Raw genomic sequence first — 17,751 nt, 5'->3', positions numbered from 1 at the left:
ATAAAATAGTAAAGCAGACCTAACCAAGCTTTTTTTGCTCAAACCGGTTAGGCTTTCGGCGAAGTGTTACGATAAGCACTTCGCCATTTTTATTTTGATGGAATTGATCTGAGTATAAACAAGAGCTGGCTCCCAGTGTTTGAGGAATCCAGCTCTTTAAAATTAGTTTGAATCATTTTCTAATGTTTCTAATAAAGAATTGAAGTCGATAGAGGCTCTAACAGGAATGCCATGGTAGTTTCCATGGATATACTGATTTCTAAGGTTAGTGTTTTTATGGATTTTGCTATCGTAATGTGTAATGCATTGTATTTCTTTGTTTCCATTTTCGGTTTCATCAATGACATAAATGCTTTCTTTAGGAATATCTGATTCCATTAACAGGGTATTATGAGTTGTAAGGATAAGTTGTCCTTCGGAGTCTTTGTTTAGAGCAGAAACTAAGCTTTCGACCAGAATATCATGGAGGGCTGTGTCAAATTCGTCAATGATGGCAACGGATCCTTTTACAACTACGAGCATAAATGGTAATAGCTGAAGAAGAGATTGTGTTCCTGTGGATTCTAAAGAAAATTCGATATCTCGTTCCATGCCTTCAATATATTTGGTAACCATCAATCTGTAATTAATACGATTTTCTTTATAGACTCTTTTGTAATACACTTTTTGAATATCGGTATAGGTGTTTTGGAAAAAGGTATTTAACATGCTTTCAGTTCGATTTAAAAGATTTTCTTTATCAAGGCGAATATTTCCCTCATCATAGTGACCGAATATTTCAGGGGGAAGTCCGATAATACCTCGTTCTTGGCGGCTGCCGAATTTTACTTTACATGAAGTACGAGAGAAAAATTCGAGAACCGAATCGAAATGGTCACTGATTTGCTCCTTTATATACATATCAGCTTTGTCATCAGATTCGTGCATCAATATTGCTAATAAAGAATGTTTCCCCCAATATTTGCTACAAGCTTTTTTGATTTCTTGATAGGCTGTATTTTCCAGAAAAATTTTAGGACTGATTGTGGCTTTGTCTGGTGTGATATCAAAATAAGCACCACGATTTCTTGTAAGAGTGTATTCCAATCGTTCGTGTATGATTTGAGAGTCGTTAGTTTCTAAAATATAACGCCCACTTTTTCCGTGTAATTGAAAACCAAATTCAAGATACATGGGTTCTTCGCTTCCCACCATTTTGTTTTCTTGAATCAATGTTTCGATGTCTTTATATCTCATTTTTAAGTAACGAGAAAAATCTTCATCTTTAAGATTGTCTGGATCAGATAATATGGATTGCATAATATCACGAACATCCATAGTGCGAAGAGTTTCCGATAGCATAAAAAAAGCGGAAGCTAAATTGGATTTTCCAACACCATTTTTTCCGTAAATTAATAGTAGTTTTTTTGGCGCTCCATTTTTGTCTAATAAATTGAATTCTACATCACCGAAAGATTTGTAATTTTTGAGTTTAACATATTCAAACATTTCAGTTTCTCCGTTTTCTAAATAGTAAATAAGTAAAAATATAATTTCACAAATGTACTATAACACAAAAAATAAATAAAGTAAAGAACATTTTGTATATATACTCGTAAAAATTACGAAAATATAACAAAAACATTTGAAAAATGCAAGGTATTATGATAGTATAAGATTGTTGGCACTCGGCGGCGATGTTTGCTAACAATCCCGGGAACGTAACTGATTACTATAAGACAAGCAAATGACATGATTCGTAATGGCCAGAGAAGTCATGTTCATTTGCAGAAAGAAGGCAAAATGGCTTACGAAATTGATTTTGTTGGTGTGGGCGATGAGTGTAAAAAAGATGCTGATGCCATCGCCTTACGTTGGAAAGATTTATTTGGCAATTATAAAATTGCCGTGTACGATGGTGGGTTGCAAGCCCACGGAGAAAAATTGGAACAGCATCTAAATCAGTATTATTTTGATAAAGATGATGAAAAGGTTATCGATTATGTCATCTGTTCTCATTCAGATTCTGACCATACTTCTGGTTTGAAAAATATATTGGACAAATTTGAGGTCCAAGCATTGTACATGAATCGTCCGTGGTTATATGTAGATGATATTTGGGATAAAGTAAAGGATGGTCGCATTACAAAAGACAGCCTTATTAGACGTTTGAGAGATGAATATCCATATATCAATGACCTGGAAGAAATTGCACAAGACAAAGGGATTCCAATTTATGAAGCGTTTCAAGGAACTGTTATTGATGGTAAGTTAAGAATATTATCTCCAAGTAAGGAGTTTTACCTTGAGTTGCTGGTTGAATCAAGTAAAACACCTTTAATAAATGAAAGTGCAGACAATGCGTTTTCCAGATTTTTAAAGAATGCTTTTCAATATGTGAAGAATCTTATCGAAACATGGAGTAGTGAAAAATTACGTGAGAACGTGTCTACTACCCCGGAAAATGAAATGAGCGTTGTTATCTATGGAGAAATGGATGATAATTTCTTATTGACAGGTGATGCTGGAATCCGTGCTTTGGATAAAAGCATTACATATTCCGAAAACATCGGAAAAGAGATTAAAGATAATGTAGGCTTTATACAAGTGCCTCATCATGGAGGCCGCCACAATGTTAGTCCGTCCATCCTTAATCGTCTGATTGGAGATGTTGTGGAAGAAGGCGAAACCACTGGAAAAACTGCATTTGTTTCTGTTGCAAGTGGTTCGGATCACCCGCTTCAAATGGTAGTTAATGCATTTACAAGAAGAGGTGTGAGTGTATATAAAACAAAAGGTAATATAATTCACCATCACAGAAATATGCCGGACAGACCGGGATGGACCGCTATAAAACCACTTGAGTTCGAACAGAAGGTAGAGGAGTGGGAAGATTGATGGAATCAGTAAAAAAATATTTTGATGATTTTGTTTTTGCGGCAAGAGTAATGCCAGCTATGACAGCTGGCTTACCGCTGCTAATTATAGCAGTATATAACGGAATAGTAGCTAACAGTTGGTCAGAGGAAAGTACATCCTTTGCATTAGCAATAATATTTATTGCATTCTCCTCCTATATTGCTCGTGAATGGGGAAAAAATTACGAAGGAAAGATGTTTGAGGAATTAGGTGGAATGCCAACAACGATAATTCTGCGTTTTTCTGATAATAAAATTGATGGTATTTCTAAAGTGAAATATCATCAATGGTTTAATAATAATTTGGTGGGTGTTTCGTTACCCGTGTCTTTAACAGAAGAAATGGCAGATTCAACATCTGATAAAAAGTATATTAGTGCGATGACATTTTTACGTACTTATGCTAATTCAAATAGAGATAAATTCCCAAGAGTGTATCAAGAATTAAAAAAATACAATTTCTGGAGAAATTTATATGGATGTAAAGTTTTGGCAACTGTGTCATATGCTATTCTGTTACTTAGAGAATTTGTAGTCATAGATTCCTTTAGCTTGAAGGAAATGCTTATCGTTCCATTTCCGAAGTATATTATTTTAGTGGGATTATTAATATGGATTTGTCTTTTTTGCTCAATAGTGACAAAAAAGACGGTAAAAAGAAATGCATTTGATTATGCAAAAACGCTTCTTGAGATAATCGAAAATCTCTCTCAAGAAGAAATTACGATAGAAAAATAGATAGTTAAAACAAATTTGAACAAAACAATGGTTTATATAAGGTAGGGTATGTTGAAGAGTTATGTTTTAACATACCCTATATTTTATGCCACGGCAATATTTGCCGCTCGACTCTTGCTGAGAGCGTATTCACCCACAAAGTAAATTCCCTCGGCCTTACCCACAATTTTGAAATTGACAGCTTCGCCACCAGCCGCGAGGAGATCGGCAATCCGCCGCACTACGGGACAGTCAATAAACTGCGCGAGGAGCACATTCCGCTCGTGCCGCATCACGCGAAGCAGATTACATGGAAGGATTACGAGCGCGCCGACTACATCATCGGCATGGATACCGCGAATATCCGCAATCTGAACCGGATGCTGAAGAATGATCCGGATGGAAAGGTTTACAAATTTCTTTCCTTCGCCGGTTCCGGCCGCGATATTGCGGATCCGTGGTATACGGGAGATTTTGAGGCGACGTACCGCGATGTCGTGGAGGGATGCAACGGCTTTCTGGTGTATCTGCGCCGGGAAGGAAAAATCTGAAAAACAAAAAGCGCCGAAAACAAGGCCAGTGCCCATTTGCAGAGAATGCGGCACTGGCCTTTTAATATAAGAAAATTCTATAGCCGCTCTAAAGAATTAGCAATTAGACGTAACCAGACAGATATGGTATGATAACTGCATAGAAAACATAGCGAAATAATAGGGAAACAAAAGCTTTCCTATTTGAAAATTCATTCGATAGAACACGCGAAAGAGAGGCAGAAAATCAATGGCGAATTATGATTATGAGATTGTAAATGGAAGAAAAATCCGCGTAAGACCAAAAGAAACCGTATCGGAGATCGACAAAAACGGCTATTTCCGCAGACAGCCGAATCACTTCACGACTCCGTTCGGCGACGGTGAAAACGATCTGAAGGCAGAAGGTAATAAGAGATACCGTCTCGTCTGGGCAAAGCTGTGCCACTGGTCCAACCGCGCGGCGATCGTAAGAGAGCTGGAGGGCCTGGAAGATCAGATTTCCGTCAATATGGTAGAACATGCCCCGTATGAGAAAAACCTTGGCTGGGAATACGTTTACAATGAAAACAACATCGACCCGGTGCTCGGCGATCAGTTCCTCTCTGAGGCGTATTACCGTGCTGATGATGATTACCAGGGAAGAACGACCGTTCCGGCGCTGATCGACACAACGACGGGAAAGGTAGTCAACAACGATTACAACTGGCTGACCACTTATTTCGAGGTCAACTTCCGCCCATGGCACAAAAAAGGTGCGCCGGAGCTGTATCCGGTGGAGCTGCGGGAAGAGATTGACAAGATGAATCTCTGGCTCTTCGATAATATCAACAACGCGGTATACCGCAGTTCCTTCTCCAGAAGCAACGAAGGCCATTTCGACGGTGTGAACACCTTCTTTGCAGATTTTGCCGTGCCGCCGGCAGACGCCAAGGGAAGAATTGAGGGAGAGGAAGACGGCTTCCGCGCCAGCACACACTACGATCTGGCACTTCCGAAGATTGACTGGGATGCACAGTGGAAGGTTTCGACCGAGCGCGCCTACCTGTCCTCAGACCCGACCCATCCGATCTATCTTGGAAACAACCGCAGATTCGACATCGACCCGACCTGGTACGATCTGGGCGCAGAATCTCCGAAAAAAGAGGAGAAAGAAACGCCGCCGTCCTGCGGATGCTGCTGCGGCTGATCAAATCATAGATAAAAAATAGAAAACACCGTTTCAGAGGCAGATTTCCAAAAGAAAATAAACTTCTGAAACGGTGCTTTTTTCCGACGCACAAACTGCAAAAGGAAAGGCATGAAATCCGCTTATCGTCCGAAATGGAAAAATCCCTTTTTCTCATACGGCTCACTCGTATACGAAACCAGCTCATATCCGATGTCCTTGATCTGCTGTTTCAGATACGGAATATCGAGCGGCGCTTCGCTGATGACAACGGTCTCGCCGCTTTTTGCAGAAGAGTTTACTTTCTTTGGAGAGCAGCTCTTGCGGACTACATCATTCATATGGGATTCGCACATGCCGCACATCATACCATCAATTTTTAAGACTGTTTTAATCATACAATACCTGCTTTCTTCCGGGAATACAGCGAAACGAAAGCGTGCCGGACTGTATTCCTGGAGTTTGATGAAAAATTTGAAATCACATACCCTATCGGGGTATCTAAAATATAGCGCGGATGAAAAGAAATGTCAATAAGCTGATAAAATATGATAATTATTATCATTTAAGAAGGAAAAATACGGTCATGGAAGGGCGATTCGCCGGCAGAACATGGAAACTTGCCGGAATCGCAAAGTTCGTGTTACAATTGGGACAGCAGAGCAAAACAAGAGAGGAGACAAAAATATGCTCTCACAGATGAATTACCGAAAAGAAACACAGCCCCACGGTGATGAGCTTTTTCCGCTGAGCATTCACGTTTTCGAGACAGACCTGCAGAGTACCGTGCGGGTGTACTGCCACTGGCATGAGGAAGTGGAGCTCTTTTATGCAGTAAAGGGCGAAGCTGTTTTTCATATGGATACCGAGACCTTTCTCCTGCGGGAAGGGGAGACCGCCTTTGTCAATGCAAACCGTCTGCATGAGGTAGAGGGAATCGACGGACAGGAATTTACGTTTCTTGCCGTTGTATTCCAGCCGCGTTTTCTGTCCGGCACATCGCTTGACCGGATCCAGCAGCAGTATATCGAACCAGTGCTGTCCTCCGAGATCCGTTTTCCATCCAAGACAGAGCGGGGGACACGCCTTGCAGAAAAAACGGCACAGGCCATGCAGGAGATCCGAAATCTGCAGGAAAGAAAAGAACCGGGCTGGGAGCTGCTGTTAAAAGCGGAACTTCTGAAAATCTGGCAGGGATATTACAGTGCGGCAGAAAAGAACGGCGGAAAAACGGATGCCTCGACGAATTACCGTGTCAGCAGAATGAAAGAGATCCTCACATACATGAATGCTCATTTCTGTGAGGATCTCGAAATCGCGGAACTGGCGAGCCAGTTTCATATGAGTGAGAGCGCTTTCTGCCGCTTCTTTAAGTCGATTATGCATATTTCCGCCGTGACGTATGTCAATAACCTGCGGATTGCCGAGAGCTGCCGGCTGCTGCTTTCCACCGAGGAGGCGATCAGCAAGATTGCGAGCGACTGCGGATTCCGAAATATCAGCTATTTTAACCGCGTCTTCCAGGAACGCATGCACCAGACGCCGGGGCAGTTCCGCAGTTTATCCGCAGAAAACCGTACTGCGATATAAGATTCGGAACTTATGCAGGCTTCTGCGATCGGAATGCACGCCGCAGGAAGAAAAGTCCGGTCATATCAGCCAGTGCCCAGCCGATCGGAATAGCGATCCAGATTCCGGCAACGCCAAGCGCCGTGGCGGAGAAAAGGTATGCCAGCGCCACACGCATGCCAAGCGAAATGACGGTCAGAACAACCGACATCTCGGCGCGTTTGACAGCGCGGTAATACCCGTACAGCAGAAACAGCCATCCGATGCCGAGATAGAACGAGCCTTCCAGCCGCAGGTACTGTACGCCGATCGCGATGACCTCCATTTCTGATGCTTTCACGAAAATCTGCATCAGCGGATGCGCGAACAGATTGACAAGCAGAGAAATGACGATGGAAAAAGCAGCGCTCAGTGCAAAAGCATCTTTCGTGCCGCGCCGGATCCGCTCGTGATTTCCGGCTCCGTAATTCTGTGCGGTGAAAGTGGAGTAGGCATTTCCGAAATCCTGCACCGGCAGATAGGCAAAGGTATCAATTTTCACCGCGGCCGCAAATGCCGCCATGACCGCCGGACCGAAGCTGTTGACGAGCCCCTGTACCATCAGAATGCCGAAATTCATGACCGACTGCTGAATGCAGGTCATCGAAGAAAGATTCAGAATCTCTTTTAAAATGGAATGGCTGAAACGCCATTCTTTTTTTGACGGCAGCCACATGCGGCAGCGGAGCAGCACATAGAGCAGAATACCGACGGCGGACACATACTGCGCAAGAACCGTAGCGAGCGCCGCGCCTGCGATGCCGAACGGCAGTACAGCGACAAAGAGCAGATCCAGTGCAATGTTCAGCACAGCAGAGACAGCGAGAAAAATCAGCGGCACAGAAGAGTTTCCGAGCGCGCGCAGCATACAGGAAAAGAAATTGTATACGGATGTTGCAATAAGGCCGGCAAAGATAATCAGAAGATACGTCCGCATGCCGGGACGGACTTCATCCGGGACGCGAAGAAACGTAAGGATCGGCTCGATGCCTGCATAAACAGCGAGATTCAGCACGAGCGTAACGGCAAGGATCAGCAGAAACGCGTGGAGAATCGAAAGTTTTAAAGAAGAAAGATCTTTTCGTCCCTGATAAATCGAAAAGAGCGCACCGGCGCCCATCGACAGGCCGAGAAAAATGGAAGTCAGAAACGTCATCAGCGTATAGGAGGAGCCGACGGCGGCGAGCGCATTGCTTCCGAGAACGCGTCCGACGATCAGGGTGTCGGCAATGTTGTAAAACTGCTGCAACAGATTTCCTGCGATCATCGGCAGGGCAAACAGGATAAGAGAGCGGGAGATTTTCCCGCGGGTCAGATCGTAATACATAAAGAAACTTCTTTCCGAACATAATTATTAATATTATAACATAAAAAATCAAAAAATGTCAATTTGCAGGATGAAGTGTACAAAAATGCAATTGTCAGAAAACTTCGAAAAATCGAAGTTTATAAAATTTTTACAGATTTTGGGACACGTTCTGTAAAAAAACGGAAGATTTTCAGTTGATTTTTTTGGCCTTTTATGTATAATTAGAGTAGAAGAGGCCGGCTGGTCCGGTTTCTTCTAAAGGATACCTTCAAATTTCTGCATTTTGCAGAATGAAGCAGTATTACTATCAAAGGAAAGAGGTTAATTACAAGATGGCACAGATCGATTTAACAAAGTATGGCATCACCGGTACCACAGAAATTGTGTACAACCCTTCTTATGAGCAGTTATTTGAGGAAGAGACAAAACCAGAGCTGGAAGGCTATGAAAAAGGCCGGGAGACAGAGCTTGGTGCAGTTAACGTTATGACCGGTATCTATACAGGCCGTTCACCGAAAGACAAATACATCGTTGTGGACGAGAATTCGAAAGATACTGTATGGTGGACTTCTGATGAGTACAAAAACGATAACCATCCGGCAACCCAGGAAGCATGGGCAGCAGTAAAAGAGATCGCCAAAAAAGAGCTCTCCAACAAAAGACTGTTCGTTGTAGATGCATTCTGCGGCGCAAATAAAGATACCCGTATGGCTATCCGCTTCATCGTTGAGGTAGCTTGGCAGGCACATTTCGTAACTAACATGTTCATCAAACCTACAGCAGAAGAGCTTGAGAACTTCGAGCCGGATTTCGTTGTATACAACGCATCCAAAGCAAAAGTTGAGAACTACAAAGAGCTGGGTCTGAACTCTGAGACAGCAGTAGTATTCAACATCACAAGCCGTGAGCAGGTTATCATCAACACATGGTACGGCGGAGAGATGAAGAAAGGTATGTTCTCCATGATGAACTACTATCTGCCGCTGAAAGGCATCGCTTCCATGCACTGCTCTGCAAACACAGACCTGAACGGTGAGAACACCGCAATTTTCTTTGGACTTTCCGGAACAGGAAAAACAACACTTTCCACAGACCCGAAACGTCTTCTGATCGGTGATGACGAGCACGGCTGGGATGACAACGGAGTATTCAACTTCGAGGGCGGCTGCTATGCAAAAGTTATCAACCTGGACAAAGAGTCTGAGCCGGATATCTACAACGCAATCAGACGTGACGCTCTGCTTGAGAACGTTACTGTTGATGCAGAAGGCAAGATCGACTTCAATGATAAGAGCGTAACCGAGAATACTCGTGTATCTTATCCGATCAACCACATTGAGAACATCGTTCGCCCGATTTCTTCTGCACCGGCAGCTAAGAATGTTATCTTCCTGTCCGCAGATGCATTCGGCGTACTTCCGCCAGTATCTGTTCTGACACCAGAGCAGACTCAGTACTACTTCCTGTCCGGATTTACTGCAAAACTTGCAGGAACCGAGCGCGGAATTACCGAGCCGACTCCTACCTTCTCTGCATGCTTCGGCCAGGCATTCCTGGAGCTGCACCCAACCAAATATGCAGAAGAGCTTGTTAAGAAAATGGAGAAGAGCGGAGCAAAAGCATACCTGGTTAACACAGGCTGGAACGGAACCGGAAAACGTATCTCCATCCGTGATACCCGTGGAATCATCGATGCAATCTTAAGCGGTGCTATCAACGAAGCTCCGACGAAGACTATTCCGTACTTCAACTTCGAAGTTCCGACTGAACTTCCGGGCGTTGATCCGGCTATCCTGGATCCTCGCGATACCTATGCTGATGCTTCCGAGTGGGAGACCAAAGCACTGGATCTGGCTGAAAGATTCATCAAGAACTTTGCAAAATACGAAGGAAATGCTGCTGGTAAAGCACTTGTTTCCGCTGGTCCGCAGAAATAAATTTTCTGAATTGACCGAAAGGAAGCCCCTGACATGAAAGTGTCAGGGGCTTTCTTTTATGAAAATATCTGGAGAAATAAAATAGTTCCCTGCCCGAAAGTACAGACTGATGGGACAGGAAACTATTTTACAGCACACTCCAAAATAATGCAAAAAATTTCAGCACCACAGAGCGTGAATTGTTGCGTCACTGGTTTTCGCCGTACCCTGATACGCCTTCAAAATAGAAAATAAGGCAGATCAGCAGGACAAGAGCAGTTCACGTACCATTTCTGCATCAAAGGTAACAGAGGAAACATGGTTGACTTCTATCTGATATAACGCATTTGCTGCGATATGCTCAGCAGCCTGCTCAAGATCACGAATACCGCTTGTGTTTTCGTGGCAGGAGATTACGGCATCGAGTCCTTCCAGTGTCAGAATGCATTCATTTTCTTTCATACCGATGCGTTTTAATACCTTTGGAAGTGCATAGCGGGAGAAAATGATTTTCTTTTCTTCCGGTGTGTAGTCCGGAATTTCAATCACAGCGAAGCGGGACATCAGCGGAGCACTGATCTGGTTCTTGTCGTTTGCGGTTGCAATCGGGTATACACCGACGGTCGGGATCATACATTCGATATAGTTATCGGTAAAACCAAGATTATCAAGAAGGGTCAGCAGAACATCTGCCGGGTTTCCGTTTCCTTTGCCGGAGGCAGCCTTGTCGAGCTCATTGATGATAAAGACGAGGTTGGATTCACCAGCCATGGAAAAAGCATCCATGATGATTCCCGGTTTTGCGTTTGCGTAGATGCGGGAACTTCCGGTCAGCTGTTCCGGGTCATTAATCGAACTCATATCGAGTGTTGTCCACGGTAATTTTAAGATACGCGCAACGGCATAAGCAATCTGCGATTTTCCGGTTCCGGCAGGACCGATCAGTAACAGACCATAGGCCGGCAGCGTATGAGTCCGGTTAATCTGAATGATGGTTTCGATAATTCTCTGCTTCACGCGTTCCATGCCATACAGTTCTTCATCGAGGATCCGGCGTGCTTCCACTGGATCAATGGCTTCAAAATAGTTGCTTTTCCATTGAATATTCATCATCATGGAGAGGGCGCGCTGTGCGTGACGACGTTCTTCGGGAGAGACTTCGTGGGAACGGGCAACAGCGAGGTTTCGACGAGCCCAAAGGCGGATATTGTCCGGCAGCGTTCTTCCGGCACAGTTCATAAAATCAGTGATGGATTGGATGCTGGTGAGCTTCATGCTGTCACCGGTTTCCTCCTGATCCTCATCCTCAACTTCTTCTTCCGGTGCATTGCTGGCGAGGAGACGCTCAATCATAAACTGTAAAAATCCATCCTCAGCCGAAAGCTTTGCACCGCCACCGAAAGCGATCTCGCGGATTTTGTAAACTGCATAACCGTCGGATGTTTGTGCACCGGAAAGGCGGACATTGATATGGTTTTCACCGAGCCATTTTAAAAGGCTGACAAAACGGGCATCGATCTGAAGAATGTCGGCAATAAAGGTTTCTTCTTCCTCTTTAAATTCAAACGAGGTCCGTTTGGATGGGTTTGTGAAAATACCACAGGGATGATGCGGGAAAGCCTTCTCTTTTGTATCCAGAATTAGGATCGGCTGATCCGGAGAAGTAAACGGTGCGTTTGTGCGGAAAACAGTATACGTACATTCGGAAACTTTTGCTTTTTCCGGGGAATTGCTGAAATCAAAAACGGGCATGACAGAACCTCCTAATAAAATAAGTGCTTATTGGTACAATAAAAACAGTGTAGCACGAATTAAAAAATCCTGCAATCAATATGCAGAATTTTGTATTTTTATGCCATGAAAATATTGGGCAAGCGGATATTCGAAATGGAAGCAGGTGACTTACTTGATTCGGTTAAATTTTCGGATGGCATAAAAAAGCCCTCCGGACAGGATCACACTGCGGCGGAGGGGAATTATGTCATCAAAGCAAGCTGCCGTAAGAAAGAAGCTCGCAAAACAGAAATCTTTCTTACACTGAAAAAGGAATAACATCAGGAAACAGCGTTGGCTTTGTGAAAGTTCGGAAGCTGTACCAGCACGATCGCTGCAAACATCAGAATACAGCCGGAGAGCTCGCGAGCGGAGAGAGCCTGATGAAGGAGAATCCAACCGGCAAGAACAGAAAAAACGGATTCCAGGCTCATAAGCAGAGAAGCTGTGGTAGGATTTAATCCTTTCTGCCCGATGATCTGCAGGGTATAGCCAATACCTGAAGAGAGAATTCCGGCATAGAGAATCGGCATCCAGGCGTGCAGAAGATCGGAGAAGTTTACGGTTTCAAAGAGAACCATACAGACAGCGGACAGGATCGAACAGGTAAAAAACTGAATGCAGGACATTTTGATGCCGCTGACAAGCGGAGAAAAATGATCAATAACCAGAATATGTACGGTAAATCCGAGCGCGCAGGCAAGCACAAGAAAATCTCCCTTCTGCAAAGAGAAGGAGCCGTCTGTCATACAGAGCAGATAGAGACCAGCGACGGCAATAAGAACTGCGAGCCAGACCTTCGGCTGTACACGCTTTCGGAGAAAAAAACCGCAGACCGGAACAAGTACGATGTAAAGTGCGGTGATAAAACCGGCCTTTCCGACGGTTGTGTACTGGATGCCGATCTGCTGCAGAGTTGAGGCGACAAACAGTGCGATGCCGCAGAGAATACCGCCCGCCCAGAGCGTTTTTGGCTGTGTGCCATTTTCTGACGAAGCATCCGGCGGTAGGGTTCGCTTTTTACGCGAGGAGAAAAAGACAATCAGCGGAAGAAGCGTAAGTCCGCCGAGCAGGTTTCGTGCCGCGTTGAACGTAAAAGGTCCGACATAATCCATACCGGTCTGCTGTGCGACAAAGGCAGAACCCCAGATCGCAGCGGTCAGAAGCAGAAGCGCTGACTGTCGGTACTTATAAGAAACAGTATTCATAATAGAAAAAACCTCCTGAAATTGATACGATATTCATCATAGCACAAAGAGATGGAAAAAGCGAACGGAAAAATGTCGGAAAAGACGGAAAAATAGCACAAATAATCATAATGACGAAATAGTGCAGATGTTGCGAAAACGGATATGTGAAAAATGAGCAGAACAAAGGGAGTTAAAAAGAGTAAAATGAGCAATTTAACCAACATAAAACAAAAAAAGAACACCAAAAACAAAAAATAGACACTGTTTTTCTAACAGTCTTTGTATATAATGAATTCATCAAGCAAGAACGAAAACCTTAAGGAGGTAAAAAGTATGAAAAAGCGTAACATGAAAGTCCTTGCACTGTTAATGACAGTGGCAATGGCAGGAACGATGCTTGCCGGATGTGGAGACAGCGGAAGCACAAGCACTAGTTCAAGCGGAGGAGCAACAGCATCCTCCAGCGGAACAGCAGATGCATCAAGCGATACCACAGCAGCATCTTCCAGCACAGCAGATGCTTCCAGCGAAGATACCACAGGTTCAGATGATGTGGTAGGCGAGCTTCCAAGAAATGAAACTCTTTACTTCGCAGGACAGCAGTGGGGTACCGTCAATGATTACAACCCAATGTCCGCAAACTCAAACAATGCAATGGTTATAGCGCAGGGCGATGCTTCACGTGTACTTGTTTATGAAACTCTTTATATGTGGAATCCACTGGATGCAAAAATGTATCCGTTGCTTGCAGACGGAGATCCGGTTTGGAACGATGCCCGTACCGAAATTACCGTTAAGATCAAAGCTGATGCAAAATGGAATGACGGCACACCGGTTACTGCAAAAGACGTAGCAGCTACCTATCATGCACATGTAGATTACAATTCTTCTACCGGCGCTGAAATGAAGAGCTACATTGCAGATGTTGTTGCACAGGATGACAGTACCGTAGTCTTCAAACTGACAACCGATGACTCCGGCGAAGCAGTTAACCCGGTTCTTGCGGAAAGATATCTTCCAATGCTTTATATCATGCAGGAAAACTATCTGAAGACCGTAGCTGACAGAAACAACAACGATGCTGAAGCAATTAAAATGGATAAGATGGACGATCTGGTAACTTCCGGACCGTACAAAAAATACTTTGACAATGACCAGAACGTAGTTCTGATCCGCGATGATAATTATTGGGGACAGGCAGATTCCATGTGGGGTAAGCTTCCGGTTCCGAAATATATTTCTCACCCGATCTTTAAAGATAACGCAGCAGCTACCACCGCATTCCAGAATGGTGATATTGATGTGGCACAGATATTCATCACAGACCTTCAGAAATTGTGGTTAGAGCAGGATCTTCCGATTTCTACCTATGTTGATGAAGCACCGTATCAGCTGTGTATGACAATGCCTACCCTGTTCTTTAATACAGAAGTAGAAGGACTGGATCAGGTAGCTGTTCGTAAGGCAATCGCTATGGCAGTTGACTACGATCAGGTTATTTCTTCAGCAATGTCCGGACAGTCTCCTACCTTCGCAGATGTTCCGCGTTCTGTCATGAACCCGACCGATGCTGAGCAGGCTATGGTGGATCAGGATGCCTTAAAAGAGTATCAGTGGTCCAATGCCGATGTAGAAGGTGCTAAGAAGCTTCTGGACGATGCCGGAATCGTAGACACCGACGGAGACGGAATCCGTGAGTACAACGGAAAGAACCTTTCCTATAAGGCTGAGTGCCCGACAGGATGGTCTGACTGGAATGCAACCCTTGAAATCGTAGCAGCAGCAGGAAAGAATATTGGTATCAACATTGAGACCTACTTCCCGGAAGCAGCAAACTACAGCACGGATTACAGTACCGGAAACTTCGAAATCACCATGCAGTCCGGCCCTGGTACATCGGTTGCCAACCCGTACATGAGATGCCGTTTCTTCATGAGCTCTGATTACAACGATCTTGAGGTTAACTTCAGTGGTAACTTCGGTCATTATCAGAACGACCGTGTAGATGAAATCCTTGCAGCAATTCCTCATGAGACCGATGATGCAAAACTGAAAGATTACTATACAGAACTTTCCAAGATTATGCTGGAAGATTGCCCGTGTGTACCGCTGATGTACAGACCGCAGGTATTCCACGAAGTAAACGAGTCCGTATGGACCAACTATCCGCAGAAAGACGATGGAACCAATGTTCCTCCGATGGACTGCACCGATGGTTATGGCGTAGCAGCACTGTACAATCTGGAACTGATTGACGGCTGATTTGCCAAACAGAAAGAAAGCACACACTGAATTGTAACAGAGGCGGCCGGAGCCGGGGTGCTCCGGCCGCTTTTACAAAATCAGAAGGAGGGTTCCTCTATGAAAGGAATGAAAAAGTATTATACGCAGAAGATCATGTGGTATCTTTTGACGTTAGTCTTTGCAGTGCTGCTGAACTTCATTCTTCCGCGTCTGATGCCGGGCGATCCGGTTTCAACTATTGCGTCCAAATCGGTAGAAGGTATGACCGATGCGACTGCAATTCAGAAAGTATATGAAGACTATGCAGCGAAATTTGGTATTAACAAACCAATGTATGTCCAGTTTTTTACTTGGGTAAAAAATGCACTTCGCGGTGATTTCGGCATTTCTTTCAGCCAGTATCCGCGTACCGTATCCGATATTATTTCCAGTTCGGTTCTGTGGACCATATGTTTACAGCTTCCGGCCATTATTGTTGGATGGATTCTTGGTAACCTGCTTGGTGCAATTGCAGCTTACATGAAAGGTGTTTTCGACAAGGCAATCCTTCCGGCATTCCTGTTTATCAGTAACGTACCTGCCTTTGGTATGGCAACCGTACTTTTATTTGTTTTCTCACTGAAATTACATATTGCACCTGCAGCAGGCGGCTATGCGAGCAGTATGATTCCGCATATGAGCCTTGCTTTTATGAAATCTGTGCTTTCACATTACCAGTTGCCGTTCTGGTCTATCGTAATCATCACGATCGGCGGCCAGGCTATTGGTATGCGTTCAATGTCAATTTATGAATTGAATGCCGACTATGTAAAATACAGTCGTTTCCTTGGAATCAAGGATCATACGATTGTGAAATATGTGTTCCGTAACGCAATGCTTCCGCAGATCACCGGTCTTGCAATGTCCCTTGGTACCATGATAGGCGGTAACCTGGTAGCTGAGATGGTATTCAGTTATCCGGGACTTGGAACAACGATGCTCTCAGCAGTTACCGGCCAGGATTATCCGTTGCTTTCTGCCTGTACGTTAATCATTACTATCATGGTTCTGCTGGCCAACCTGCTTGTTGAACTTCTGTATGCAGTCATTGACCCACGTGTCAAAGCATCCCAGCAGGATTAGAAAGGAGAATACGCTATGAAAAATACAATCAAACAGATTTTTCATTCAGGAAAATTCGTGACAGGATTTGTAATCTTCTTGGCAATTCTCCTGACTATTATCATCTATCCGCTTGTTGTGGCAAAAGATCCGCTGGCAATGATCGGAAACGGAAACTTTTTCAAACCGGGTACCTATCTTTCGATTCAGGACACCGTAAATTCCGGCAAAACGTATAAGATGAATGTTGATGCAACCGCATCCATCGTTGAAAGCAAACTGACAATGGAAAACCGTTCTATGATGGCAGAATGGCTGGAAAAATACGGCGGTGTAGATGCCAGTGAAATCGATGTTACCGATGCAGAAGGTCTGATTGCTCTCTGGGAGGAAAAATATGACCCAAATGCAGAACAGAAAGGCCTTATCGCAGCAAAAAAGAAAAAATATCAGCGTCTCGACAACGAAATCGACGGTATTTTAGAGGATGTTCCAACCATTATTGCCGAGAAAAATGAAGAGACCGGTGAGCTGGAAGAGGTTCAGAGCATCGACAGCAAGCAGTACATCAATGAAAAAGATGTCATTAACCGTCAGACCTTCGTGCTTGGTACAGATAACTTTGGTCGTGATGTTTTGACTGAGCTGATCTCTGCAACAGGTTCATCCCTGAAAATTGGTCTGGTTGCGGGAATCATTGCAACCGTGATCGGACTGTTCCTCGGACTTCTTGCAGGTTACCTTGGAGGTTTTGTGGACAACCTGATTCTGTTCTTTACCAACTTGTTCACCGTTATCCCATCCTTCGTTCTCTTGATCCTCATCTCCTACAGCGTAGGTGAGTCTCAGAGGGGAATCATGATGGTGGCACTCCTGATCGGAATTACAGCATGGCCGTGGACAACACGTTCCGTACGTTCCCAGGTTATTTCTCTTCGAAACCGTGACCATGTAAACCTTTCCAAACTGTCCGGCCACAGCATGCTGCGGATTGTCCTTACCGACATCCTTCCGTACGTTGCATCCTACGTTGTTATGGCCTTCATTCTCCAGATTTCCTCCGGAATTCTGGCAGAGGCACAGCTTTCTATGATCGGACTTGGACCGGCAACCACAAAGACTGCAACACTTGGTCTTATGATGCAATGGGCAACCCAGTACAATGCACACTTAAACGGTGCATGGTGGGCATATTTCCCGGTCATTCTTGTAATCGCACTTATTTCATTCTCTCTTAACCTGATGAACACCGGTCTTGACCAGGTATTCAACCCGCAGTTAAGAGACTAAGGAGGCAG

General features: G+C 44.3%; 15 protein-coding genes. 10 read left to right on the top strand and 5 right to left on the bottom strand.

The features are described 5' to 3' along the window. Positions 1 to 162: 162 nt before the first annotated feature. Positions 163 to 1,488: an AAA family ATPase gene (locus DWX00_RS07095; protein ID WP_118594918.1), complete on the bottom strand. Its 1,326-nt coding sequence runs from the start codon at positions 1,486 to 1,488 to the stop codon at positions 163 to 165. 294 nt (positions 1,489 to 1,782) lie between these two features. On the opposite strand from DWX00_RS07095, the gene DWX00_RS07090 reads away from it, so the two are divergent. From DWX00_RS07090 to DWX00_RS07075, 4 genes are all read left to right on the top strand, one after another. After that, a complete protein-coding gene (locus DWX00_RS07090; RefSeq protein ID WP_158578774.1) occupies positions 1,783 to 2,877 on the top strand; it encodes an MBL fold metallo-hydrolase in 1,095 nt (364 codons plus the stop codon). Next, entirely contained in the window at positions 2,877 to 3,635 is a 759-nt protein-coding gene (locus tag DWX00_RS07085) for a hypothetical protein (RefSeq protein ID WP_118594916.1), read from the top strand. Before DWX00_RS07090 ends, DWX00_RS07085 begins: the two co-directional genes overlap by 1 nt. 71 nt (positions 3,636 to 3,706) lie before the next feature. Then, positions 3,707 to 4,165 carry a low molecular weight protein-tyrosine-phosphatase gene (locus tag DWX00_RS07080; protein WP_118594915.1) on the top strand — a complete coding sequence of 153 codons (459 nt, stop codon included), beginning with the start codon at positions 3,707 to 3,709 and terminating at the stop codon, positions 4,163 to 4,165. 229 nt (positions 4,166 to 4,394) lie between these two features. Next, entirely contained in the window at positions 4,395 to 5,333 is a 939-nt protein-coding gene (locus DWX00_RS07075) for a hypothetical protein (protein WP_118594914.1), read from the top strand. A gap of 122 nt (positions 5,334 to 5,455) precedes the next feature. On the opposite strand, the gene DWX00_RS07070 is transcribed toward DWX00_RS07075, so the two are convergent. Continuing rightward, positions 5,456 to 5,710, bottom strand: coding sequence for a heavy-metal-associated domain-containing protein (locus DWX00_RS07070; RefSeq protein ID WP_118594913.1), 255 nt, complete (start codon positions 5,708 to 5,710; stop codon positions 5,456 to 5,458). Positions 5,711 to 5,999: 289 nt separating this feature from the next. Here DWX00_RS07070 and DWX00_RS07065 point away from each other — a divergent pair, with 289 nt between their 5' ends. Then, positions 6,000 to 6,902, top strand: a complete 903-nt coding sequence (locus DWX00_RS07065) for an AraC family transcriptional regulator (RefSeq protein ID WP_055228413.1) — start codon at positions 6,000 to 6,002, stop codon at positions 6,900 to 6,902. 10 nt (positions 6,903 to 6,912) lie between these two features. Here the strand turns inward: DWX00_RS07065 and DWX00_RS07060 are convergent, their stop codons facing one another. Continuing rightward, positions 6,913 to 8,247, bottom strand: a complete 1,335-nt coding sequence (locus DWX00_RS07060; RefSeq protein WP_022461056.1) for an MATE family efflux transporter — start codon at positions 8,245 to 8,247, stop codon at positions 6,913 to 6,915. A gap of 314 nt (positions 8,248 to 8,561) precedes the next feature. On the opposite strand from DWX00_RS07060, the gene pckA reads away from it, so the two are divergent. Next, the gene (gene pckA / locus DWX00_RS07055; RefSeq protein ID WP_118594912.1) at positions 8,562 to 10,166 is read left to right on the top strand and encodes a phosphoenolpyruvate carboxykinase (ATP); all 1,605 of its coding nucleotides are present in this window, start codon (positions 8,562 to 8,564) and stop codon (positions 10,164 to 10,166) included. 240 nt (positions 10,167 to 10,406) lie between these two features. On the opposite strand, the gene DWX00_RS07045 is transcribed toward pckA, so the two are convergent. Next, positions 10,407 to 11,897: an AAA family ATPase gene (locus tag DWX00_RS07045; RefSeq protein WP_118594911.1), complete on the bottom strand. Its 1,491-nt coding sequence runs from the start codon at positions 11,895 to 11,897 to the stop codon at positions 10,407 to 10,409. A 135-nt stretch (positions 11,898 to 12,032) separates the two neighbouring features. Between DWX00_RS07045 and DWX00_RS19605 the strand changes: the two genes are divergently transcribed. Beyond that, a complete protein-coding gene (locus DWX00_RS19605; protein WP_158578772.1) occupies positions 12,033 to 12,197 on the top strand; it encodes a hypothetical protein in 165 nt (54 codons plus the stop codon). Between the two features lie 2 nt (positions 12,198 to 12,199). On the opposite strand, the gene DWX00_RS07040 is transcribed toward DWX00_RS19605, so the two are convergent. Beyond that, positions 12,200 to 13,126 (bottom strand): DMT family transporter, encoded by a 927-nt coding sequence (locus DWX00_RS07040; RefSeq protein WP_118594910.1) that lies wholly within the window; start codon positions 13,124 to 13,126, stop codon positions 12,200 to 12,202. 315 nt (positions 13,127 to 13,441) lie between these two features. Here DWX00_RS07040 and DWX00_RS07035 point away from each other — a divergent pair, with 315 nt between their 5' ends. From DWX00_RS07035 to DWX00_RS07025, 3 genes are all read left to right on the top strand, one after another. Beyond that, positions 13,442 to 15,370 (top strand): ABC transporter substrate-binding protein, encoded by a 1,929-nt coding sequence (locus DWX00_RS07035; RefSeq protein WP_158578770.1) that lies wholly within the window; start codon positions 13,442 to 13,444, stop codon positions 15,368 to 15,370. A gap of 99 nt (positions 15,371 to 15,469) precedes the next feature. Then, on the top strand, positions 15,470 to 16,474 hold the full coding sequence (locus DWX00_RS07030) for an ABC transporter permease (protein WP_022462698.1): 1,005 nt from the start codon (positions 15,470 to 15,472) through the stop codon (positions 16,472 to 16,474). Between the two features lie 15 nt (positions 16,475 to 16,489). Beyond that, positions 16,490 to 17,743, top strand: coding sequence for an ABC transporter permease (locus DWX00_RS07025; protein ID WP_118594908.1), 1,254 nt, complete (start codon positions 16,490 to 16,492; stop codon positions 17,741 to 17,743). Positions 17,744 to 17,751: the final 8 nt, after the last annotated feature.

The sequence above is a fragment of the Blautia sp. AF17-9LB genome (genome assembly GCF_003479185.1).
GTDB lineage: Bacteria > Bacillota > Clostridia > Lachnospirales > Lachnospiraceae > Fusicatenibacter > Fusicatenibacter saccharivorans.
This window is presented reverse-complemented; position numbering and strand designations above follow the sequence as displayed.